Origin of the sequence: Cognatundibacterium squillarum (assembly GCF_014652435.1) — a bacterium.
Lineage (GTDB): Bacteria > Pseudomonadota > Gammaproteobacteria > Burkholderiales > Burkholderiaceae_D > Undibacterium > Undibacterium squillarum.
In genome coordinates this window covers 425,853-448,618 of sequence record NZ_BMYU01000003.1, presented here as the reverse complement: position 1 = coordinate 448,618, position 22,766 = coordinate 425,853, and the positions used below count along the sequence as shown (strand labels likewise).

Sequence of the window (22,766 nt, the reverse complement as noted above, 5' to 3'; positions counted from 1 at the left end):
AGCAAATTGTTACTGCTGAATCGGCGAAATGACGTTATCGCCAACTTTTACGATGTCCGTCACTTCCATGACCAGTCCGTAAGAAATGGTATCAAACACACGGAAAATAAAGACATAGCCGTATTTTTCGTCTGGCAGCTTAATAAGGCGATTGTTATCCGTACGATCTTTCACAGTTTCGCCGTAACGCTGCAGCGACAAGACGGTTCCCAGATCCAGTCCGTGTTCACGACCACGGTTAATCGAAATGATCTGATTCTGACCGGCGACGGATACACCACCGTAAATACTGACCACGCGGGCTTTCACATCATCATAAGGAGGATGCGGAACATAGCTCATAATCGGCGTAGGCGGAACCGGCAGTAAGCGATCACCAACCGACATTTCTTCCTTGGTATTGACCACGGAGAAAGTATGGACATCATTATTTTCATCGCCCTCACGTTCCAGCTTCACCGTACCGACAAAACGCGCTTCGTAGCCGATGACATTGCCGGTTTCCGGATCTTTCAGCGGCACGCCCGGACGGAAAACCTGGAATGAGGTACTGCCTTCCAGCTCGCCACGTACATACGCTTTTTCATTCTGTCCGAGATTAACCCGGTTTTCTGTCGCAGATACGATGCGCGGCGTACGTTCCAGAGTATTCACGTCCACGACCATCGGTTGTGCGAGGAAAGGTTCAATCGCAGAAGCCGGTATCGAACGGATCGCTTCAGCGCCAAGGCCTTCCACACGGGAACGCGGAGACAGTTTGACCGTCGGGACACCGCCGCTGGCGGTGCCGTTACCGGCCACATTCGCCAGACGCAGACGACCGTTGGCACGATCGAAATACACGATCTGGCCCGGGTAAATCCAGTGCGGATTGCGAATATCTTCGCGGTTCATGCCCCAGACTTTTGGCCAGCACCACGGGTTTTGCAGGAATACCGCAGAGATACCCCACAGTGTGTCACCGCGCACTACCACATGCTTGTCCGGAGCATCCGCACGGAAAGCACACTGCGACTTTTCAGCGATGGCCTGAGCCTGCGCGATGGTGGCATCAGCGGGAGCGGCTGCAGCCGTCAGGCTGGCAGAAGAGAGGCCGGCAGCGATCAGTGCGGCGATTGTGCTAAACTTTTTCATGAATCAGATCCGTTGCAAATAGCAGCAAACAGCAGGGCAGCAGGCGTTTTTCAGCTTGCAAAACTTGCCAAATTGAAGCAAATTCTGCCCACAATTCCCTGAACTAGCAAGAAAAACAGCGCGAACGTCATTCGGGCTTGTTGTGAAATGTCTTATGTCAAAACTGAATATATTGCGCTATCCCGATGCGCGTCTGCACAAAATCGCGAAACCTGTCACTGTTTTTGATGAGCGCCTGAAAACGCTGATCGCCGATATGGCAGAAACTATGTATGACGCACCGGGCGTCGGTCTGGCCGCCACGCAGGTGGATGTCCATGAACGTCTGGTCGTCATCGACGTCTCCGAAGAAGGTAATCAGCTGATCGCCTTTATTAATCCGGAAATCATCTGGTCCAGCGAAGAAAAGCGCGTCTATGATGAAGGCTGTTTATCTGTACCAGGCATCTACGACGGCGTTGAACGTCCGTCCGAAGTGAAAGTCCGCGCACTGGATGCGAACGGTCAGCCGTTTGAAATGCACTGCAAAGATTTGCTGGCTGTATGTATACAGCATGAAATTGATCACCTGAACGGTAAAGTGTTTGTGGAATATCTGTCGCCACTGAAACGCAACCGTATCAAAACCAAGCTGCAGAAAGAAGAACGCGAACAGCAACGCAAGGCAGGTCGTTAATGAAGGTGATTTTTGCCGGTACGCCGGAATTTGCCGCAACGGCCCTGACTGCGATACTGAAAGCCGGCTTTGAAGTACCGCTGGTACTGACTCAGCCGGATCGTCCGGCCGGACGCGGTATGCAACTGCAGGCCTCCGCCGTCAAACAGGTGGCGCTGGAACACGGTATTCCGGTGGCACAGCCGGTGTCGCTGCGCCTGAACGGAAAATATCCTGAAGTGGCAGCCGAGGCGCACGCTTTATTACAGGCAACGGAACATGATGTGATGGTGGTCGCCGCCTACGGCCTGATTCTGCCTTTATCTGTTCTGAGCATTCCGCGCCTGGGTTGCCTGAATATTCACGGTTCGCTGTTACCGCGCTGGCGCGGTGCGGCACCGATACACCGTGCGATTGAAGCCGGTGATGCGGAAACCGGCATTACCATCATGCAAATGGATGAAGGTCTGGATACCGGCGACATGCTGATGATGGAAGCGCAGGCCATCAGCGATACCGATACCACCGGCAGTCTGCATGACAAGCTGGCGGCGCAGGGGGCGGATATGATCGTGCGCACACTGCAGGCTTTACAGCAAGGTCCGCTGGCGGCGACACCGCAGCCTGAGCAAGGCGTGTGCTACGCCGCCAAAATCACTAAAGAAGAATCGAAACTCGACTTCAGCCAGCCGGCAGCTGTGCTGGCGCGCAAAGTACGGGCTTTTTCACCATTTCCCGGTACACAGGTTCAGTATGACGGACAAATGCTGAAGGTTTCTGCCGCACGCGCCGTCGCGCTGGCGCATGGCAAACCGGCCGGCACGCTGTTATCGGCAGATGCCAGCGGTGTGCGGGTTGCCTGCGGTGAAGGGGCACTGGACTTACTGGAATTGCAGAAACCGGGCGGCAAACGCTTACCGGCAGGTGATTTCCTGAAGGGTTTTCAGTTCCGTTCTGAGCTGTTGTTCAGCTGAAAAACGGCGTAAAAACCGCAAAATTCGCACCGGTTGCAGCAAAAAAGCGACAAGCTTTGATCAATCCGGTGCGATTTCCACGGATCTCCTGTGAAAATACTCCGACTGCGCCACCGTCCGGCGCAAAATCTTACGCTTACTTTAATACTTGTTGTATTCTCTGACGCTGATTCTCTGAGCCGGACCGGGGGTCCGGAAGCGCAGATTCAACACCATGTCATCTGAAATTAGGGTTAACGAATGAAGAGCATCGTTCCAGTGGCTATCGCCGCAGCACTGATGGCCGGTTGTTCAGGCTTAGGCAGCAAAATATCCTTGTCCGGCGGGTCAGCACAGCCTGTTCCGCCAGCCGTTGTTCCTGTTGCTGCACCGGCACCGGGCACTACCAGCTGGATACAGATTGCGAACACGATCGCAACACAGATTAAGGCCGCGACCGATACCATTGGTGCACCGGTTTATGTTGCACCGGTGAGCAAACCCAGCCATTTCAGTAAGGCATTGCATACTCAGATCGTGACCGCACTGGTCAGTCAGGGTGTGCTGGTGCGCAGTATGAATGACCGCACAACACAGGTTGTTGAAATCAGTGCTGACCTGGTCCGATTTGGTGACGATAAGCCGGCCACCCGCAGCTTCTTCCGCTCTGCGCCGGAAGCCGCACCGGTGTCTGAACTGATCATCACCACGTCGCTGATCAAGAATTCTCAGTACGTCACCCGCCGCACCGATACCTTCAAAGTCAGTGACGGCGACAGTTCCCTGTACAGTGCAGGAACCGATTACAACTTTAAAGTTACCGGGAGTCCATCATGAAAAGATTAGCATTGGCAATTGGCTGCGGCCTGTTACTGAGTGCCTGCGCCACCAGCCTGAATCTGGGTGGCAGCAACACCGTCAGTTCTTCGACTGCGATGTCGTGGAAAGATGCGGAAAGCAACGAATTCATCCCGACCAATCAGAAAGCAGCGAATGCGCTGATTACCGGCGCGGGCAGCGCACTGGATAAAAACCGTCCGATCATCGTGGCGACACTGGCGAATATCAATGCGCTGGAAGAATCTTCGCCATTCGGCCGTATCGTGGCTGAACAGGTATCGGGTCAGTTCACCCGCTCCGGTTATGCGATGGTGGAAATGAAATTCCGTGACCGCGTCTTCATCAAACAAAACGTCGGCGAATTGCTGCTGACCCGTGAAATCAAAGACGTGGCACAAACCCACAATGCACAGGCTGTGATCGTCGGCACTTACGCGGAAAGCGAAAAAATGGTGTTTGTGAACCTGAAGCTGATCCGCCCGGGTGACAACATCGTGCTGAGCACCTACGACTACGCTGTTCCGATGGACCGCACTGTGAAATCACTGCTGGGTCGTCGTTAATCCTCTGAAACACCATCGTTGCCTGCAACGGTGGCGTGTAAGGCAAAAAAGCCATTCGTCCCCCCCGGAGAATGGCTTTTTTGCTGGGCGCTCACTTTATATATATCTGACTCAGCCCGACGATTTCTCAGGCGCAGCGCAGCTCACCCGGCCAGCCTGACTGTGCAGATATCCGCATCAGTCATTTACGGAGGCCCGAACTTTCTGCCGACGACCGCCGGATCGCTGTGCAGAACTCCGCAAAACAGGCATTTTCGGACAATTTCAGACGCTGCGCGGCTGCAGCAGACGGTTCAGCAAGCGCGGGCCGAACACGTTGATCAGCAAACCCAGCAATACCAGCGTTGCCGCCAGCAATTTCTGTGCTCCCAGCGCTTCCGAAAACAGCCATGCCGACAAGCTCATGCCGAACACCGGCACCATCAGTGATAAGGGGGCAACCTGACTGACGGAATAGCGCCGCATCAGCGCATTCCACACCGTATAGCCAAACAACGTCGCGACATATACCTGATACATCAGCGCCAGCCAGACCGGCGTACGCAATTGCTGAATCTGACTCACGATATACACAGCATCATGCTGACAGTAACTGATGCCGAACAGCGGCAAGGGCGCGAACAGACAGGACCAGACCAGAAAACCCAGCATCTGCGGCGTACGGGCTTCTTTCACCACAAAATTCGACAGCGCCCAGCAAAATGCCCCCGCCAGCGCCAGCAACACTCCCTTCACCGTGACGCTGCCATCTGTCACCAGAAAAATCAGCAGCAAACCGGCTGCCGCCAGCACACCACCAAGCTTCTGATGCCAGCCCAGTGTTTCGCGGTACAGGTAAGCACTCAGGCCAACTGAAAAAAATGCCGAGGCCTGCACCACCAGCGAGGTCAGTCCGGCTGACAATCCGGCCGCAATCCCCAGATTACACAGGCCCCAGACCATGGCACCGAACAACACGCCGTAAGTCATCAGATATGACCAGCGGACTTGCGGACGCGGTATGAAAAACACTGCCGGCAGCGCGCACAGGGTAAAGCGCAATGCCGCCATCAGCAAAGGATCGGTGCCGGCAAGGCTCCACTTAATCACAGAAAAATTACTGCCCCAGATCATGGTGACCAGCAGGGCAAGTGCAAGATGAGAAATTCGCATGATGTCACTCCGTTCAGATAGATGCCCTGTATTGTGATCCCCGCACATATACGCAACAATATAGTGAAATTTCAAATCATCTTTGAAGCAGGAGCAACAATGTATCTGCTGAATGAAATGGCGGTATTCGCCAAAGTGGTACAAACCCGTGGTTTCAGCGCCGCCGCCAGAGAACTGGGGCTGACCACCTCGGCGGTCAGTCGGCATGTGCAAAGGCTGGAACAACATCTGGGCGGTCGCTTACTGGTACGCACCACGCGCCAGCTGGCACCGACCGAACTCGGGCAACAGGTCGCGCAACTGTGTCAGCGCATCGTCGAGGAAGCGCGCGATATTGAAGGACTCAGCAACCAGTATCGCCAGACCCCGCAAGGGCGGCTGACGATTTCCGCACCGGTATCACTCGGTCAGCGCTGGGTTGCACCGCTGCTGGCCGGTTTTTCACGTGCATATCCGGAAGTCACTGTGGTGCTGAATCTGCTGGACCGCTTCGTGGATATGATTGAGGAAGATTACGATCTGGTCCTGCGCATCAGCCGCGACTTACCTCCCGGACTGGCGGTGCGACCGCTGCAGCCGGTGCGCTACATCCTGATTGCTGCACCGGATTATCTGGCGCAGGCAGGCGTACCGCAGCATCCTTCCGGGTTAGCGGCGCATCAGTTCATTCTGTTCGGTTACGGCGAATTCGGTGGTGACTGGCTGCTGCGCTCTGCCAGCGGGGAGAAAGTCAAAGTGCAGGTGGAGCCGCGCATGACGGTGAATAACAGTCTGGCGATGCTGACGATTGCAGAACAGGGCTGCGGGATTAGTCTGCTGCCGGATTACATCGCCGCCGACTCACTGGCGTCCGGCAAAGTGCAGCAATTACTGAACGACTGGGAATTTGAGCACAGTTACGCGCCGCGCAATATTGTCGCTGCCTGGCATCCTACCCGCCACCTGCCACTGAAGGCGCGGGTCTTCATCGATTATCTGAGCGCCCATCCCTACCATCAGACGCATCAGAATAATCAGACCGAAGTCTGAACGGAAAATAAACGGGCGGCATCGCTGATCGCCAGCACCGCCGGATGCGTCAGTTTGCGTTGTATCGAAATCGCATAAAACTGTTCGCGGATCGTGTCCGTACGTCCGATTTCTTCGACCTCATACTGGCGGCGCAAGCGTTCGCTGATCACGCTCGGTGCGGCGAACACACCGGCACCGGCCTGCCCGAAGGCGCTCATCAGTGCGCTGTCATCAAATTCACCGACGATTTTCGGCCGCAGCTTTTGTTTGTCCAGCCATTGCAGCAAACGGCTGCGTAAGGCGGCATCTTCACCGGGCAACAGCATGGGCGCACCCTCCAGCAATTGCGGAAAACCGGGCTGCAACTGATCACGCAAACTATCGGTCGCAAAAAAACTGATGCCTGACTCGCCGAGTAAATGGCTGTAGCCGCGCACATTCGCCGTCACCGGCATCGGACTGTCTGACAGCACGATATCCAGTTTATGCATCGACAATTCCGCCAGCAGCAATTCCAGTTTGCCTTCACGGCAATTGATGCGCAGGGTTTGCGGCATGGTCAGTGCCGGTTCCAGCAAATGGTAAGCCACCGCTTTCGGCAAGGCATCCAGCACCCCCACACGGAATTGCAGAGTGCGTTCGCCGGGGCGGTGATGCAGCACTTCTTCCAGTTCGCGCCCCAGTGCAAAAATATCATCGGCATAACTGAGCACCAGCCGTCCGGCTTCGGTCAGCTCCAGATTTCTGCCCTGTTTGCGGAACAGCGCTTCCCCCTGCATTTCTTCAAACAACGTCAGCTGACCGCTGATGGTTTGCGGTGTCAGATGCAATTGTTCGCTGGCACGCGCAATGCTGCCAGCCTTCGCCACCACCCAGAAATAGTACAAATGCTTGTAGTTCAGTGCTGCCATACGGGTTGCCTTAAATCATCGGTTTTTTCGATATTTCCATCAAGTATATTCGACTTTTCTTTCAAAAGGCTTGCAACTACACTGCAGGCATCCTGTAAAGGGATGCAAAGCAGTATTTGCAGACTGAAACAGTTTTTTAAGGAGATCGCTATGAACTACCTCGACCGTAACCAGACTCAGAACGCTGAATCGTTCGGGTTCGGACACAGCTTCGGTATCGCACGCCACAAGGTGCTGCGTAATACCTACATGCTGCTGTCGATGACTTTATTATTTTCTGCACTGACCGCAGGCCTGAGCGTGATGTTCGCTGTGCCGGGTCCGGGCATCCTGATCACCATGGTGGTGTATTTCGGTTTGCTGTTTGCCACCACCAAGCTGCGTAATTCCGGCTGGGGCATCGTCAGCGTGTTTGCGCTGACCGGCTTCATGGGTTACACGCTGGGCCCGATACTGACCCGTTACCTGAGCATGCCGGGCGGTTCTTCCATCGTAATGATGGCGATGGGCATGACCGGTCTGATCTTTATGTCGCTGTCGGCATTTGTGCTGATCACAAAAAAAGATTTCAGCTTCATGGGCGGCTTCCTGATGGCGGGCATGATCGTTGCGCTGCTGGCCAGCCTCGGTGCGATGTTCTTTGAAATTCCGGCACTGGCACTGGCTGTTTCTGCAGTGATGGTATTGCTGATGGCAGGCATGATCCTGTTTGAAACCAGCAACATCATCAATGGCGGCGAAACCAACTACATCATGGCGACCGTCAGCCTGTACGTGACCATCTTCAACCTGTTCACCAGCCTGCTGCATCTGCTGGGTGTGATGGATAAGGAGTAAAGACATGATCCATACCGTCGCTCAACCCTGGATGTGGGCAGTTTTTATCGGATTTGTGCTCGCAATGCTGGCCGTGGACGTGCTCGCTCTGGGTGGTTCGCGCGCCCACAAAGTCAGCGTCAGGGAAGCGGCGGCATGGTCGATTGTCTGGGTATTGCTGGCACTCGGCTTCGATTACGGTCTGTGGATTTACCTGACCGAAACCATCGGCCGCGAAGCAGCCACTGCCAAAGCCATGGAATTCCTGACCGGCTATGTGATTGAGAAATCGCTGTCTGTCGACAATGTATTCGTGTTCCTGATGATCTTCAGCCACTTCGGCGTGCAGCCGCAGTATCAGCGCAAAGTGCTGCTGTACGGCGTACTGGGTGCCATTGTCATGCGCATCATCATGGTGCTGGCGGGCAGCTGGGTGGTCTCGCAATTCTCATGGGTGCTGTACCTGTTCGGCATCTTCCTGCTGATCACCGGTCTGCGCATGCTGGTAGCAAATGAACAGGAACCGGATATCGAAGCCAATCCAGTTCTGAAACTGGCGAAAAAAGTTTTACCGTTCACCAAAGAGTTTCATGGCGAGAAGTTCAGCATCATCCAAAACGGCAAACGGGTATTCACCCCGCTGCTGCTGGTGCTGATTCTGATTGAAATCTCGGATGTGATTTTTGCTGTGGACTCGATTCCGGCGATCTTCGCAGTGACCACCGATCCTTTCATCGTGTTCACCTCGAATATCTTCGCGATCATGGGTTTGCGCGCACTGTATTTCCTGCTGGCTGACATGGCAGACCGTTTCCATCTGCTGAAGTTTGGTCTGGCATTTGTGCTGATGTTTGTCGGTATCAAGATGCTCATCGTGGAATGGATGCATGTACCGACCAATGTCTCGCTGATGGTCATCGGTTTAGTGCTGGGCAGTTCGATTGTTGCCAGCCTGCTTACCAAACCGAAGAAGCACTGAAATATTTCACTCGTGTACCGGAGTTCTCTGGTATTCCCTTTGGGCGTCAGTCTGGTTACAGCTGACGCCTTTTTTTATTTCTGCTCTGCAAAAATGTCATATCGATCTGACGAAAATGTATAAATATTGTCAGACCACGACAAGCTGAGGCCAGTTTTCATCCAGCGTTTGCCGTATAATTAAGCACATCAGCGCCGATTTGAGATTCAGATTGCGGGCGCGTAATAAATGCTGCTAAAAGGACCACGCCCGATCCGCTTGCATGCATAAGCCGATCGGGTTTTTTGTTATCCGGACAGACAATATGCCCGCTGTCCCTGCCGAAGTGAGCCAACACCATGAATGCATCCCTCCCCGTTTCTGATACCGAACAACGCCTGCGCAGCCTGCTGCAACAACGTATTCTGATACTGGACGGCGCGATGGGTACCATGATCCAGCGCTACAAACTGACCGAAGAAGATTACCGTGGCGAACGCTTTGCTGACTTCCGTGGCCCGGACACGCAACGCGAATTATTTCTGAAAGGGAATAATGAATTGCTGTCGCTGGTACGTCCGGATGTGATTTCGGAAATCCATGAACAGTATCTGGCCGCCGGTGCCGACCTGATCGAAACCAATACCTTCGGTGCGACGTCGGTCGCGCAGGAGGATTACCATATGGCGCATCTGGCCTATGAAATGAATCTGGCGTCGGCGCGTATCGCACGTGCCGCCTGTGACAAATACAGCACAGCGGATAAACCACGCTTCGTGGCCGGCGCTCTGGGCCCGACCCCGAAAACTGCGTCGATTTCGCCGGATGTGAATGATCCCGGTGCACGTAACGTGAGCTTCGATCAGTTAGTCGCGGGCTACCATGAACAGGTACGCGGTCTGGTGGATGGCGGTTCTGATGTGCTGCTGGTCGAAACCATTTTCGATACGCTGAACGCCAAAGCCGCACTGTTCGCGATTGACCAGTATTTCGAAGAAACCGGTCAGCGCCTGCCGATTATGATTTCCGGTACCGTGACCGATGCGTCCGGCCGTATTCTGTCCGGTCAGACGGTTACCGCGTTCTGGCATTCCGTACGCCATGCCAAACCGCTGACCATCGGTCTGAACTGCGCGCTGGGCGCGGCGCTGATGCGTCCGTACGCAGAAGAATTATCCAAAATCGCCGACACCTTCGTCTGTATTTACCCGAACGCCGGTTTGCCTAACCCGATGAGCGATACCGGTTTCGATGAGTTGCCAGCCGATACCTCTGCATTGCTGAAAGAATTTGCCGAAGCCGGTTTCATTAACGTGGCCGGTGGCTGCTGCGGCACCACGCCGGACCATATCCGCGCAATCGCCGATATCCTCAGCTCCCAGCGTCCGCGTCAGATTCCGGAAATCGCACCGGCGATGCGCCTGTCCGGTCTGGAACCCTTCATCGTTGATCAGGAATCACTGTTTGTGAACGTCGGTGAGCGTACCAACGTCACCGGTTCCAAAGCCTTTGCGCGTCTTATTCTGAACGAGCAATACGATGAAGCGCTGAGCGTCGCGCGTCAGCAGGTAGAAAACGGTGCGCAGATCATCGATATCAATATGGATGAAGCGATGCTGGATTCGCAGGCAGCGATGACGCGCTTCCTGAATCTGATTGCATCGGAACCGGATATCGCACGCGTCCCTGTCATGATCGATTCCTCCAAATGGAGCGTGATTGAAGCCGGTCTGAAATGCGTGCAGGGTAAAGCGATTGTGAACTCGATTTCGCTGAAAGAAGGCGAAGCGGAATTCCTGCGTCAGGCCACGCTGTGCAAACGTTACGGCGCAGCGGTGATTGTGATGGCTTTTGACGAAACCGGTCAGGCGGATACCTATGCGCGCAAAATCGAAATCTGCGAACGCGCTTACCGCACGCTGGTGGATAAAGTCGGTTTTGATCCACAGGACATTATTTTCGATCCGAATATTTTCGCAGTCGCGACCGGTATTGAAGAACACAATAATTACGCCGTCGATTTCATCGAAGCCACCCGCTGGATACACAACAACCTGCCGGGCGCAAAAATCAGCGGCGGTGTGTCGAACGTCAGCTTCTCTTTCCGTGGCAATGATCCGGCACGCGAAGCCATTCACACGGTTTTCCTGTATCACGCGATTCAGGCCGGTATGACCATGGGCATTGTGAACGCCGGCATGATCGGTGTTTACAGTGAACTGAGCCCGGAACTGCGTGAGCGTGTGGAAGACGTGGTTCTGAACCGCCGCGACGATGCCACCGAGCGCATGATTGAATTTGCCGCCAGCCTGAAAGCCGGTGACAAGAAACAGGAAGTTTCGCTGGAATGGCGTAACGACCCGGTGCAAAAGCGTTTAGCGCATGCGCTGGTTCACGGCATCACGCAATGGATTGTGGAAGATACCGAAGAAGCACGTCAGCAGTTTGAACGTCCGATTCAGGTCATCGAAGGCCCACTGATGGACGGTATGAATATCGTCGGAGATCTGTTCGGTCAGGGCAAAATGTTCTTACCGCAAGTGGTGAAATCTGCGCGTGTGATGAAGCAGGCAGTTGCGCATCTGGTGCCGTTTATTGAAGAAGAGAAAAAGCGCAGCGGCGACACCAAGTCCAAAGGCAAGATCGTGATCGCCACCGTCAAAGGCGATGTGCATGACATCGGTAAAAACATCGTCTCTGTCGTGCTGCAGTGTAATAACTTTGAAGTGGTGAACATGGGTGTAATGGTGCCGTGTTCCGAAATTCTGGCCAAAGCCAAAGCGGAAAATGCTGACATCATCGGCTTGTCCGGTCTGATCACACCATCGCTGGAAGAAATGGCGTATGTCGCCAAAGAAATGCAGCGTGACCCGCATTTCCGCATGATGAAAATCCCGCTGCTGATCGGCGGCGCCACCACCAGCCGCGCCCACACTGCCGTCAAAATCGCACCGAATTACGAAGGGCCGGTAGTGTACGTGCCGGATGCATCGCGCTCGGTCTCGGTTGCGCAGTCTTTGCTGACACCGGAATCACGCGAGCAGTACATTCAGGAAATGCAGAACGATTACGAACGCATCCGCGTACAGCATGCCGGTAAAAAAGCCGCTGCGATGCTGACGCTGGAGCAGGCGCGCGCGAACCGCATGCAAGTCAGCTTCAGCGGTGATGCCGCGCCGGTGCGTCCGAAATTCATCGGCCGCCGCGTATTCAAAAATGTGGATCTGGGCTTGCTGGCGAATTACATCGACTGGGGCCCGTTCTTCCAGACCTGGGATCTGGCCGGTCCTTTCCCGGCGATTCTGACCGATGAAGTCGTCGGTGAAGCGGCAACGAAAGTGTTTGCCGAAGGTCAGGCCATGCTGAAGAAAATCATAGAAGGCCGCTGGCTGACGGCGAACGGCGTGGTTGCGCTGTTACCGGCAAACAGCGTGCGTCACGACGATATCGAAATTTACACCGATGAAAGCCGCAGCGAAGTCGCGTTCACGTATTACGGTGTGCGCCAGCAAACTGAAAAACCGGTGATCGACGGCGTGCAGCGTCCGAATCAGTGTCTGGCCGATTTCATCGCACCGAAAGACAGTGGCGTACAGGATTACATCGGTATGTTTGCGGTCACCGCCGGTCTGGGGATCGAAAAACACGAACAGCGTTTTGAAGCGGCGCACGATGACTACAGCAGCATCATGCTGAAGTCGCTGGCGGACCGTCTGGCAGAAGCGTTTGCGGAATATCTGCACGAACGTGTGCGTAAAGATTTGTGGGGCTACGCCGCCGATGAACAACTGAGCAATGAAGCGCTGATCGCTGAAAGCTACAGCGGTATTCGTCCGGCACCGGGTTATCCGGCTTGCCCGGAACATACCGTGAAAGCCGATATGTTCCGCGTCATGCAGTGTGAAGAAATCGAGATGCAGGTCACCGAATCGTTCGCCATGATTCCGGGCGCCGCCGTATCCGGCTTCTACTTCGCCCATCCGCAATCGAAATACTTCAGCGTCGGCAAAATCGGCAATGATCAGGTCAGCGACATGGCCGACCGTCGCGGCGTCAGCAAAGAACAAGTCGAACGCTGGCTCGCACCGAACCTGTAATTCCCTTCCCTCATGCGGCAGAAATCGTCATCGCACGATTTCTGCCCTGCCCGCTCAGCCAGCAAATTCGCGGACGTCCGTGAAAAACGGCTTTTTTCTGTGCGGAACTCCGCATTTTGCATGCGTTTCGCATCTTTCCGGCATGTCAGACGACGCATCACTGCTTTTCGTCGTTCACCGGCATTCGTCATCCGCAATCTCAGCTGCCGCGCAGAAATAAAAAAGCCAGCACCGGAGTGCTGGCAAAACACGGCTGAAGACAACTTGCAAATCAGAATGAAGAATTACTTAACGCTGACTGTATCCGGTGTATTCAGTGGCAAAGGCTCACGCTGTTGCAAATGGCGGATGAAATAATCCCAGCGGCGGCGGTTGTAATACGCGCTGTCATCGAGGAAGTGATCGCCGTTCGGCACAATCAGCATATCGAAATCTTTTCCGGCTTTGATCAGGGCATTCACCAGTTGCAGTGAGGCCATCGGGTTCACGTTGTTATCCAGCTCACCATGCGCAATCATCAGGCGGCCTTTCAGATTTTTTGCGGCGCTCAGGTTGGAATCACGGTCATAGTGTGCACCCAGCGTCGGGCCGCCCATCCACTGTTCATTCCAGACGGCTTTATCGGAACGGTGATCATGGTTACCGGATGCCGCCCAGCCGACTTTGTAAAAATCCGGACGGGTGAACATCGCACGTGCCGTATCGTAGCCACCGGCAGAAAATCCGAAGATACCGACGCGGTTTACATCCAGTAAAGGCTTCTGTGCAGCCAGTGCACGGATCGCGACTTCATGATCTTCGTAGCCATTGGCGCCAAGATTATTAAATGCGTAATTCAGAAATTCACGGCTGCGGCGCGTGGTACCGCGACCATCGACATACACAATAGCAAAATCCAGTGCAGTCAGCGGTAGTGCACTGCTGCGCAAAGCACGCACGAACGACTTCGGTGCATAGGTGGTGTGCGGTCCGGTATAAATATTATCAATCACCGGATAACGGTTTCCCTGTCTGGCGCGAACCGGGTAGTACAGCACGCCGTACAGAGGTGTTTTGCCGTCAGCCGCCGTGGCGCTGAATGGTTCCGGCAAGCGGAAACCAGTGGCCAGCAGGCGGCTGATATCGGACTGCTCCAGCTCCATCAGAATTTTGCCGCTGTCGCCGTCACGCAGCACGGTGCGGGTGGGCTGATTGACGGCTGACATGTTATCGACCAGATAGCGTGTATCCGGCGACACGCTGACATCGTGGTCCAGTGCTTCCGGTGTCAGCAAGCGCAGTTTTGAACCGTCTTTACCGACGCGGTACACATGACGCAGATAAGGATCGCGCGCCGGTTCACGGCCCATGCCGGTCAGTATCACCTGTTTGTTTGCATCATCAAACTGCAGGATGTCACCGGCGCGCCAGTTACCACTGGTCAGCGCCGCCAGTTGTTTGCCACTCTGCGCATCGTACAGATAATAGTGCTTCCAGCCGCCGGCATCGCTGGTCCAGTAAATTTCATTCTGCTGTTCGCGCAGCCAGTAACGATGGCCGTAATAGTCGGCATATGGTTCAGCTTTTTCCTGCACCAGCAAGGTCGCGGCGCCGGTGTCTGCATCGATTTTGAACAGGTCGATGCTGGCGTATCCGCGTGCCGGACGGAAATGCAGCAGGTGGCGGCTGTCAGCGCTCCAGCGGTAATCCGGATCGCCGTAATACAGCATGGCTTGTGGCGCTAACTGCGGGGTTATTTGCTGACCATCCGCGATACGGATGATCGTCAGCGCCGCCGTCGCGGTGCGGGTGTCACCGCTGAGTGCATACGGATAAGTAAATGTCTTCGGACGCAGACTGCCATCCGGCGGGCTGGATTGCATCAGCGTCAGCGTTGCCGCATCGCGCAAATCCATGCGGAAGGTGGCGATGCGGGTGGAATCCGGTGACCAGCTCAGATCCGTCACGTCAGACGCCTGTTTGTGTTTGCCGTCGATAATCAGTTTCGGGTCCATCAGCGGTTGCGCATACGGCATTTCCGGCGTGCCGTCGGTGGTCAGCTGACGTTCATTACCGCTGCTGACTTCTTTCAGCCACAAATTCCCGGCCTTCACCACCACATCCCATTTGCCATCCGGTGAACGGGTCGCCAGTGCGGCGGCTGGCGTATCGGAAATTTCTTTCAGCTTGCCTTCTTTGCGCTGCCATTCCCAGCGCTTGCCCTGATAACGAAATTCCAGGGTTTGCAAGTCATCCGCCACTTTCAGCGCAGCAAGCCGCCAGTGCAGATTCTCCTGCGGCTTACCGCTGGCCGCAGCCAGCGCCTGCGTCAGCGCTGCATGATCAAACAAGACTTCGCGCTTTTTATCGGCCGCAAACACCAGTTCGTAACGCGGCTGCTCCGCATCATCACGGTAATACCAGAACACCCCGCTTTTGCCCTGCACCCACTGCGGCTGTATATGCAGGCGGTAAGCCAGTTTCGCTATATTTTCCGGCAGATAGCGCTCTGCCAGCGCATATTGCTGTGCGGTTGGCGATGCAGTCTGTGTGGCAGCGCTGAGTTGCGGGCTGAACCACAACGCCGTACTGAGCAACACGACACTTGTTCTGGTTGTCTGTTTCAATCTGATATCTCCTGAAAAATATTCTTTAAATATATCTAGTGGATATTAGCAGAAGAAAAAAGTTCCCGTCGCTTAAAAGAAGTTAACTTCCAAATAATATTGTTATGCAAACAGCATTATTTGCTAAGATAATAACTCTTTGAATGTATCTTTCTTTTCGGAGAATCGACAATGATCTTCAGCACCAATTCTTTACGCGCGGTTTCTGTATCCGGACTGGCCGGCGTTCTGTTGCTCACTGCCTGTGGTGGCAGTTACGATCCGTTTGACGGAATCGCTAAAGGGTTTGCCGAAGGGATTAGCTGCGGTCTGACGAATTGCAAGGAATCCGCAGAATTAAGCCCCGGTGAAATTGCAATTGATGTGAATGTCACGCAAAAAATGAACGGAATCAGCGTCACTGCAACACTTCATAAGAGTCTGAATGTGTTCACAGCAGTACGCCTCAGTCAAACAGATGGCATCACAGTGAGTCTGAATGGCAGAAATATTCCCCTGAGCGATATCAGTCAGGGGGAACGACTGAAGTTCAGCGGTTTGCTGACGGATGCCAGTACGCAAGCACTGGCTAATATTCAATTTCAGCGTGGCAACGAATATTTTCCTGCCAGCGTTACGTTACCTGCGCCCTTCAGCATACTGTCGCCTTCCGGCCCGGTGAATTTGAACCGCAGCGCAGGAAAGCTGCGCGTACAACTCAGCCGCGATGTCAGCAATGGTGTTTATATCAGCCTTTCTCTTCAATGCCGGCGTACGGACGGAAGCAGTTTTACCGACGTCACAGATTTCAACCCAAGACTGGATAACGATGCTTACCGGATTGATACCGCCGAGCTGGATCTGCTACTCAACGAACGCAGCCGCACAAAAAACAATCAGAAGCCGGAGACTGCAGCGGTCGCAAACTGTGACATCGATATGGACTGGACAAACTATGTGCGCGGCAATGTCAGCAACGCACTGAACAAATACAGCTCTGTCCGCGGTCAGTACGCAGTCACCCAGCGCGTCTATTACGATGCCCGTGCCTGACGTTGACTAGTCATTTCTGATGCGCATCGGCGGCGAAAATACTGTCATCCTGCACATATTTTTTTGCTATCATGCCAACTTCATGCCATTGCCACCCTAAAATTAAGGAGCTGAAGATGAAACCCGGATTCCGAAATTCACGTACGCTGCAACTGATCAGTGCGATGGGTGTTTTCATCCTCAGCGGATGCGGCGGCGGTGGCAATCCCGGCGAAGACATTGGCAATGCGATTGGGCAGGGTTTAGTCTGCGGTGTACTTAATTGTAAAGAATCATCTGATCTGGCACTTACTGACATTTCGACCCGCTTTTCCGTCAGTCAGAATAATGGTGTGGTGCAAGTTGACGCCGGGCTGGGACAAAGCGCCAATGTATTCACCACAGTACGTCCCAGCGGCAATGACAGAATCACCGCCAGCGGTAACGGGCAGAGTATCGTGTTATCGGACAACAGTGGCGGTATGCGCACAAAATACAGCGGCCAGTTCAATGACAACAGCGCACAACCTGTGGTGACTGTCAGCCTGCAGCGCGGTGCAGACAATTATCCGGCTACTGTAACCATCCCTTCTGCATTCAGCATTACAACTCCTGCCGCCGTATCAAATCTGCCGCGCAGTGCGGTCAAAATGCGCGTACAGTTCAGCCGCGCCATGCCGGGTTACGTGTATGCATCGATGTCTGTAAACTGCAACCGTACCGACGGCAGCAGTTTCACAGACAGCACGGATATTAATCACAAACTGGATCCGGATGCTTACCGCATTGATACGCTGGATCTGGATGCCGTACTGAACGCACGCAGTCAGGCAAAAAATAATAACAATCCGAATACTGCACTGGTATCCACCTGCACAATTGACTTCACATGGACAAATTACGTCACCGGCACAGTCAGTAGTTCGCTGAATAAATACAGTGAAATCCGTGGACTCCGCAGCGTCACCCACCGCGTGAATTACGATTCCCGCGCCTGACATCAAACTGTCATGTTCGGCAGCAACAAAACTGTTATTCTGCCGGATTCAGAATAACCGTCTTGTATGCTGAATCCTCCTGAATCGTATGGCGCAGATGCGTCCGGCCTCATCTGCGCGTATCAGTTTTGCCCGGACTCTCCTGCGCGGCAGGTTTCCGGCACGCAAGCACTGCATTGTCTTCAGCATGACGAATCGAACGGGTTTGTCTGGCTGCATCTGAACCTCAGTCATGTTGCGACCGAAAAATGGCTGCGTGAGCACCTGCAGTTGCCGGTCGAGTTTTATGAAGCGCTGCACGAAGGTTCACGCTCAACACGCATCGAACATGCGGATCAGCATCTGATTGCGATCATCAATGACGTGGTCCATGATTTTTCCTACGAAGCCAGTGATATCTCCACGCTGTGGGTTTGCGCAAGCGAAAATCTGATTGTTACTGTCCGGCGCACATTTCTGAAGTCAGTTGACCGCCTGCGACAAGCAGTGAATCAGGGAGCACAACTGCAGTCAACCGCAGAATTACTCAGCCACTTACTGCACGATCAGGCCGATGTGCTGACTGGTATTGTGCGTCAGTTAAACCGGCAGGTCGATGATACGGAAGATGCGCTGCTGGCAGGCCGGCTGAATCATAAACGCGCCCGTCTCGGACAGAAGCGGCGCGTGCTGGTCAGGCTGCAGCGCTTACTGGCACCGGAGCCAGCGGCTTTATTCCGTCTGCTGCAAAAACCCCCGCGCTGGATGAGTGATGATGCGCGGCAGGAATTACGTCAGGCGACCGAGGAATTCGCGGAAGTTCTGCGCGATATGCATTCGCTGCAGGAGCGGATTAAGTTGCTGCAGGAAGAACTGGCAACTGTCGTCAATGAACAGAATAACCGTTCTCTGTTTGTGCTGACCATCGTTACTGTACTGGCATTACCGATCAATCTGACCGCGGGCCTGATGGGAATGAATGTGGGTGGTATCCCGTTTGCGCAGAATGAATACGGTTTCTGGATCGTGGTGCTGATGCTGGCAATAGCTACCGGTATCGCAGCCTGGCTGGCGTTTCGCCGCCGCGATCCGGATGCCTGACTGGTACTGTCATGCAACACCGTCTGTGGCTTGCGTTGAAAACCACATTCAAAGACTTTTTCTCAACACAAACCGTCAAAGCTGTGTTTCCATCCTATGATGAAAAACGATGCAGTTGCGAATACCGGAATTGCGGACAGACAAGACGGGATGCATGATTTTTGTCATAAAAACCGGATTTCCCGATTAGTGATGGCTGGCTTTTACCGCAGTTTCCGGTAGCATGTTGATACGATTTTTTCTGACAGAGGAAACACAGGTTCCCTCCCCGGCAAATACCGGGTAAGCAAAACAACAGCATGACAGATATTCACACGCAATTTATTGACACTTCCCAGCTGCGTATCGGGATGTTTGTCTACCTCGATATGGGGTGGATGGAGCATCCTTTTCCTGTCAGCAATTTCCGTATCAGCCATCAGGAACAAATCGATAAAATCCGCTCGCTGGGACTTGAGCGCATTCGTTATGCACCGGCCAAAAGTGATCCGGAACCGGTCGCTGTCATTACTTCCGGCACGCCTGAACCAGTTCAGCCGGAAAATCCGGCAACGCGTGCAGCGCGCGAGCGCCGCGAACTGCTGGCTTCACAGGCCGCCAGCCTCCAGCATTGTGAAAAACAATTCAGTCACGCTGCCCAAACTTTTCGCAGCATTCATGAACAAATGCATGCGCAGCCCGGTTCCGCACGGGAACTGGCAGAAAGCCTGATTGAAGGCTTTCTCGGTGATATTCTGACGGAAGATGAAGCAGCGATTCGTTTGCTGTCCGAAAAAGCCGGAGAAAAAACCTCACTGCATGCAATTAATGTTGTGGTGATTTCTCTGTTACTGGGAAAGGCGCTCGGACTCGGTAAATCAGACATGCTGCATCTCGGAATCGGCGCTCTGCTGCACGATCTGGGAAAAATGATGCTGCCGGACCGTCTGCGCTGGGTTGATGAACACTTCAATCATTCTGAAAAACAATTATTTCAGGAGCACGTTGCGCATGGCGTGCAACTGGCACGCAAAATGGGCTTGCCTGCGCCGGTACAATTACTGATTGGTCAGCATCATGAATATTTTGATGGCAGCGGCTATCCCAGCCATGCCAGTGGTGATCGTCTGAATTTGCCGAGCCGCATACTGAGCCTCGTAAATTATTACGATAACCTGTGTAACCCGGCCAATCCGGCACTGGCGATCACACCGCATGAAGCGCTGTCACAAATCTTCACGCAGTACAAAGCACGTTTTCATGCACCGACCATGACGGCTTTTATCCGCATGATGGGTATTTATCCGCCGGGTTCCGTCGTTCAGCTGACCGATGAGCGTTTTGCCATGGTTGTCTCGGTCAATTCCAGCCGGCCAATTAAACCACGTGTCGTGATTCACGACACCTCTGTACCGCGCGAAGAGGCACTGGTTATCAATCTGGAACACGAACCGCATCTGGGCATACACAAAAGTCTGAAACCCCTGCAGTTACCGAAAGCAGCATTTGACTATCTGTCACCCCGCAAAAGGCTCTGCTATTTCTTTGAGCGCGGGCTGGAACTGAGTCCGGAACGCGGAGGTGATCAGTGAGTCCGCAACAATTGCACAGCCTGATTGAAGGCATGCTGGATGCTGTACTGATTGTCGATCCGATTTCCCTGCAGATCATTGCAGCGAACCGCACCATGCACGGTCTGTTGCGACTGCCTGCAGGCAGTCTGCCCGGAAAGGCGATGATTGATCTGGCAGCCGCACCGGAAGATGTTTTTTTCTGGGAAGACGTGGCGGCGGGTTTATCCGATAACATTCATTCGGAAACACTGTTACGACGTTCAGACAATATTGTGATCCATGTTGAGCGTCAGGTAACGCTGGTGAAAACCGGCCTCGACAGCGCGGTATTTGTCGTCGCCATCCGCGATCACACCAACCAGCGTCAGGTTGAACAGGAACTGGAAAAACTGATTGCAGAATTACGCGCCACACTGGAATCCACCGCAGATGGTATTCTGGTCACGGACCTGGAAGGCGGCATCCGCAGCTATAACCATTTGTTTGCCGAGCTGTGGGGTCTGCCGGACGAATTGCTGACCCAGCGCGATGACGGTGCGATTTACCGCTGGATGGATAAGGCAATCGTCGATGCCGAACGGTATGCAGAGCGTCTGGGAACGATTACCCGTTCACCGCTGATGGAAGCCACTGATGTGCTGGTGCTGCGTTCCGGCAAAATTCTGGAACGTGTTACGCTGCCGCAGTATGCGCGCGGACGCCCGATCGGGCGCGTCTATTCCTATCGCGATATCACGCAAAAACTCGAAGATGAAGCGCGTCTGCAGCTGGCGGCAAAGGTGTTTGAATCCAGTACCGACGCAATTTTTATTACCGATAAAGACCAGCGCATTATTACCGTCAACCCCAGCTTTTCATCACTGAGCAAATTTTCAGAAGATGAAATGAAAGGACGCTCACTGCGCGAGGTATTCGATCACGAAACACCAGCAGCCCAACTCGATCAGATTCTGCGCCAGCTTGAACAAAACGCATGCTGGGAAGGGGAACTGTGGAATCGTAATAAAGAAGGCCATGCGTATCTGAGCATGGTCACACTGGTCAAAGTGACGGATGCACAGGGACAAACCGTTCACTTCATCGGCTTTTGTAAAGACCGCACGGAATCGCATGCCGCAAAACAGAAGATTGAACAGCTGGCATTCAGTGATGCGCTGACCGGATTACCGAACCGCTTATTACTGGCTGAACGTATCAAGCAAGCCATCAGCGTGGCAAGCCGCCGTCATGGCAGTTTTGCACTGCTGTTCCTCGATCTGGATCATTTCAAGCAGATTAATGATGCGCTCGGCCATCCGTTCGGCGACCGTGTGCTGCTGGAAGTAACACGACGCCTGAAAAAATGCATACGTCAGGTCGATACGGCGGCGCGCCACGGCGGTGATGAGTTTGTGCTGCTGTTGCACGAAGCAGATGCGGAGGGTGCTGAAATCTGCGCGCGCCGGGTACTGGATGAATTGTCGGCTCCGGTCGATCTGGATGGTATGCAATTCACCATCACCTCCAGTATCGGTATTGCGCTGTATCCGGCTGACGGCAATAACATGGATGATCTGATTAAAAATGCAGACAGCGCCATGTATTACGTGAAAGAACGCGGTCGCTCTGACTTCCGTTTTTATCAGAAGCAAATGAATATCGGCTTGCTGTCCCGCATGAAAATGGATCATGCGATGCGGCAGGCACTGGATAAACAATTATTCCGGCTGCACTATCAGCCGCAGATTGATCTGAACACCGGTCAGATTTTCGGGGTGGAAGCGCTGATACGCTGGCGCGATGAAGAACTGGGTGACATCAGTCCAGCCCGCTTTATTCCGATTGCAGAAGAATCCGGTGCGATTGTTCCGATCGGGCAATGGGTGATGCGTACTGCTATTGCGCAGGCAGCTTGCTGGTACGCCGCAGGACAACCACTGCGTATGAGTTTCAATGTGTCTGCACTGCAGTTTCAGCAAACCAATTTTGTTGACGGTGTGGCCGAAGCGATACGTGAAGCAGGAATTCCGCCGGATCTGATTGAACTGGAACTGACCGAATCCGTGCTGATCCGGGATGCCGAAGAAACCCTGAAGAAACTGGAAGCCTTGTCGCAACTCGGCGTCAGCTTATCGATTGACGATTTCGGCACCGGATACTCCAGCCTCAGTTATCTGAAGCGCTTTCCGATTCGCAAGCTGAAAATAGACCGCTCTTTTGTGGAAGACCTGCCGCTGGATGAAAGCGATATCGCGATCGTCACCGCCATCATTCATCTTGCTCACGCGATGAAAATGCGCGTCATTGCGGAAGGGGTGGAAACAGCCGGTCAGCGCGATTTGTTATTGCAACTGGGATGCGATGAAGTACAGGGGTATCTGTATTCCGCAGCGTTACCGCCCGAACAGATCGGTGCAATGCTGACACCTGCTTAATGAATAATTACAAG

17 protein-coding genes are annotated in these 22,766 nt (G+C 53.8%); 13 read left to right on the top strand and 4 right to left on the bottom strand.

Features of this window, described 5'->3' with window-relative positions; genetic code table 11:
- Positions 1 to 9 precede the first annotated feature (9 nt).
- Positions 10 to 1,134 carry a LysM peptidoglycan-binding domain-containing protein gene (locus IE092_RS09030; RefSeq protein ID WP_189356793.1) on the bottom strand — a complete coding sequence of 375 codons (1,125 nt, stop codon included), beginning with the start codon at positions 1,132 to 1,134 and terminating at the stop codon, positions 10 to 12.
- Between the two features lie 154 nt (positions 1,135 to 1,288).
- On the opposite strand from IE092_RS09030, the gene def reads away from it, so the two are divergent.
- The 4 genes from def (at position 1,289) to IE092_RS09010 (ending at position 4,145) form a co-directional block, all read left to right on the top strand.
- Positions 1,289 to 1,810, top strand: coding sequence for a peptide deformylase (gene def, locus IE092_RS09025; RefSeq protein ID WP_189356790.1), 522 nt, complete (start codon positions 1,289 to 1,291; stop codon positions 1,808 to 1,810).
- Complete coding sequence (fmt, locus tag IE092_RS09020) at positions 1,810 to 2,763, top strand: methionyl-tRNA formyltransferase (RefSeq protein ID WP_189356789.1); 954 nt, start codon at positions 1,810 to 1,812, stop codon at positions 2,761 to 2,763. The genes def and fmt overlap by 1 nt, the downstream gene beginning before the upstream one ends.
- 240 nt (positions 2,764 to 3,003) lie before the next feature.
- Positions 3,004 to 3,579 carry a hypothetical protein gene (locus tag IE092_RS09015; RefSeq protein ID WP_189356787.1) on the top strand — a complete coding sequence of 192 codons (576 nt, stop codon included), beginning with the start codon at positions 3,004 to 3,006 and terminating at the stop codon, positions 3,577 to 3,579.
- Entirely contained in the window at positions 3,576 to 4,145 is a 570-nt protein-coding gene (locus tag IE092_RS09010; protein WP_189356785.1) for a FlgO family outer membrane protein, read from the top strand. The genes IE092_RS09015 and IE092_RS09010 overlap by 4 nt, the downstream gene beginning before the upstream one ends.
- A 264-nt stretch (positions 4,146 to 4,409) precedes the next feature.
- Here IE092_RS09010 and IE092_RS09005 read toward each other — a convergent pair whose 3' ends face one another.
- Entirely contained in the window at positions 4,410 to 5,297 is an 888-nt protein-coding gene (locus tag IE092_RS09005; RefSeq protein ID WP_189356783.1) for an EamA family transporter, read from the bottom strand.
- A 99-nt stretch (positions 5,298 to 5,396) separates the two neighbouring features.
- Between IE092_RS09005 and IE092_RS09000 the strand changes: the two genes are divergently transcribed.
- Positions 5,397 to 6,326 carry a LysR family transcriptional regulator gene (locus IE092_RS09000; protein WP_229793110.1) on the top strand — a complete coding sequence of 310 codons (930 nt, stop codon included), beginning with the start codon at positions 5,397 to 5,399 and terminating at the stop codon, positions 6,324 to 6,326.
- Here IE092_RS09000 and nhaR read toward each other — a convergent pair.
- Positions 6,311 to 7,219: a transcriptional activator NhaR gene (gene nhaR, locus IE092_RS08995; RefSeq protein ID WP_189356781.1), complete on the bottom strand. Its 909-nt coding sequence runs from the start codon at positions 7,217 to 7,219 to the stop codon at positions 6,311 to 6,313. The two genes, IE092_RS09000 and nhaR, sit on opposite strands and share 16 nt — an antisense overlap.
- Positions 7,220 to 7,369: 150 nt before the next feature.
- Here nhaR and IE092_RS08990 point away from each other — a divergent pair, with 150 nt between their 5' ends.
- The 3 genes from IE092_RS08990 (at position 7,370) to metH (ending at position 13,090) form a co-directional block, all read left to right on the top strand.
- Complete coding sequence (locus IE092_RS08990) at positions 7,370 to 8,056, top strand: Bax inhibitor-1/YccA family protein (protein WP_189356778.1); 687 nt, start codon at positions 7,370 to 7,372, stop codon at positions 8,054 to 8,056.
- A gap of 4 nt (positions 8,057 to 8,060) precedes the next feature.
- Positions 8,061 to 9,014: a TerC family protein gene (locus tag IE092_RS08985; RefSeq protein WP_229793109.1), complete on the top strand. Its 954-nt coding sequence runs from the start codon at positions 8,061 to 8,063 to the stop codon at positions 9,012 to 9,014.
- Positions 9,015 to 9,352: 338 nt separating this feature from the next.
- Complete coding sequence (metH, locus tag IE092_RS08980; RefSeq protein ID WP_189356776.1) at positions 9,353 to 13,090, top strand: methionine synthase; 3,738 nt, start codon at positions 9,353 to 9,355, stop codon at positions 13,088 to 13,090.
- A 284-nt stretch (positions 13,091 to 13,374) separates the two neighbouring features.
- Here the strand turns inward: metH and IE092_RS08975 are convergent, their stop codons facing one another.
- On the bottom strand, positions 13,375 to 15,696 hold the full coding sequence (locus IE092_RS08975; protein WP_189356774.1) for a S9 family peptidase: 2,322 nt from the start codon (positions 15,694 to 15,696) through the stop codon (positions 13,375 to 13,377).
- A gap of 171 nt (positions 15,697 to 15,867) precedes the next feature.
- Between IE092_RS08975 and IE092_RS08970 the strand changes: the two genes are divergently transcribed.
- The 5 genes from IE092_RS08970 to IE092_RS08950 all read left to right on the top strand — a co-directional run bounded on the left by IE092_RS08970 (position 15,868) and on the right by IE092_RS08950 (position 22,752).
- Positions 15,868 to 16,728, top strand: coding sequence for a hypothetical protein (locus IE092_RS08970; protein WP_189356772.1), 861 nt, complete (start codon positions 15,868 to 15,870; stop codon positions 16,726 to 16,728).
- A 116-nt stretch (positions 16,729 to 16,844) separates the two neighbouring features.
- A complete protein-coding gene (locus tag IE092_RS08965) occupies positions 16,845 to 17,705 on the top strand; it encodes a hypothetical protein (protein WP_189356770.1) in 861 nt (286 codons plus the stop codon).
- Positions 17,706 to 17,771: 66 nt separating this feature from the next.
- Positions 17,772 to 18,785, top strand: a complete 1,014-nt coding sequence (locus IE092_RS08960) for a transporter (protein ID WP_189356768.1) — start codon at positions 17,772 to 17,774, stop codon at positions 18,783 to 18,785.
- Positions 18,786 to 19,084: 299 nt separating this feature from the next.
- A complete protein-coding gene (locus IE092_RS08955) occupies positions 19,085 to 20,356 on the top strand; it encodes an HD-GYP domain-containing protein (RefSeq protein WP_189356766.1) in 1,272 nt (423 codons plus the stop codon).
- A complete protein-coding gene (locus tag IE092_RS08950) occupies positions 20,353 to 22,752 on the top strand; it encodes a sensor domain-containing protein (protein ID WP_229793108.1) in 2,400 nt (799 codons plus the stop codon). The genes IE092_RS08955 and IE092_RS08950 overlap by 4 nt, the downstream gene beginning before the upstream one ends.
- The last annotated feature ends 14 nt before the right edge of the window (positions 22,753 to 22,766 follow it).

Bases quoted from the DNA above. Each gene is read 5' to 3' on its own strand.
- IE092_RS08970 (WP_189356772.1), top strand. From the start codon at position 15,868: ATGATCTTCAGCACCAATTCTTTACGCGCGGTTTCTGTATCCGGACTG.
- def (WP_189356790.1), top strand. From the start codon at position 1,289: ATGTCAAAACTGAATATATTGCGCTATCCCGATGCGCGTCTGCACAAA.
- IE092_RS08965 (WP_189356770.1), top strand. From the start codon at position 16,845: ATGAAACCCGGATTCCGAAATTCACGTACGCTGCAACTGATCAGTGCG.
- IE092_RS09000 (WP_229793110.1), top strand. From the start codon at position 5,397: ATGTATCTGCTGAATGAAATGGCGGTATTCGCCAAAGTGGTACAAACC.
- IE092_RS09030 (WP_189356793.1), bottom strand. From the start codon at position 1,134: ATGAAAAAGTTTAGCACAATCGCCGCACTGATCGCTGCCGGCCTCTCT.
- IE092_RS09015 (WP_189356787.1), top strand. From the start codon at position 3,004: ATGAAGAGCATCGTTCCAGTGGCTATCGCCGCAGCACTGATGGCCGGT.
- nhaR (WP_189356781.1), bottom strand. From the start codon at position 7,219: ATGGCAGCACTGAACTACAAGCATTTGTACTATTTCTGGGTGGTGGCG.
- IE092_RS09010 (WP_189356785.1), top strand. From the start codon at position 3,576: ATGAAAAGATTAGCATTGGCAATTGGCTGCGGCCTGTTACTGAGTGCC.
- fmt (WP_189356789.1), top strand. From the start codon at position 1,810: ATGAAGGTGATTTTTGCCGGTACGCCGGAATTTGCCGCAACGGCCCTG.
- IE092_RS08960 (WP_189356768.1), top strand. From the start codon at position 17,772: ATGCTGAATCCTCCTGAATCGTATGGCGCAGATGCGTCCGGCCTCATC.
- IE092_RS09005 (WP_189356783.1), bottom strand. From the start codon at position 5,297: ATGCGAATTTCTCATCTTGCACTTGCCCTGCTGGTCACCATGATCTGG.
- metH (WP_189356776.1), top strand. From the start codon at position 9,353: ATGAATGCATCCCTCCCCGTTTCTGATACCGAACAACGCCTGCGCAGC.
- IE092_RS08985 (WP_229793109.1), top strand. From the start codon at position 8,061: ATGATCCATACCGTCGCTCAACCCTGGATGTGGGCAGTTTTTATCGGA.
- IE092_RS08990 (WP_189356778.1), top strand. From the start codon at position 7,370: ATGAACTACCTCGACCGTAACCAGACTCAGAACGCTGAATCGTTCGGG.
- IE092_RS08955 (WP_189356766.1), top strand. From the start codon at position 19,085: ATGACAGATATTCACACGCAATTTATTGACACTTCCCAGCTGCGTATC.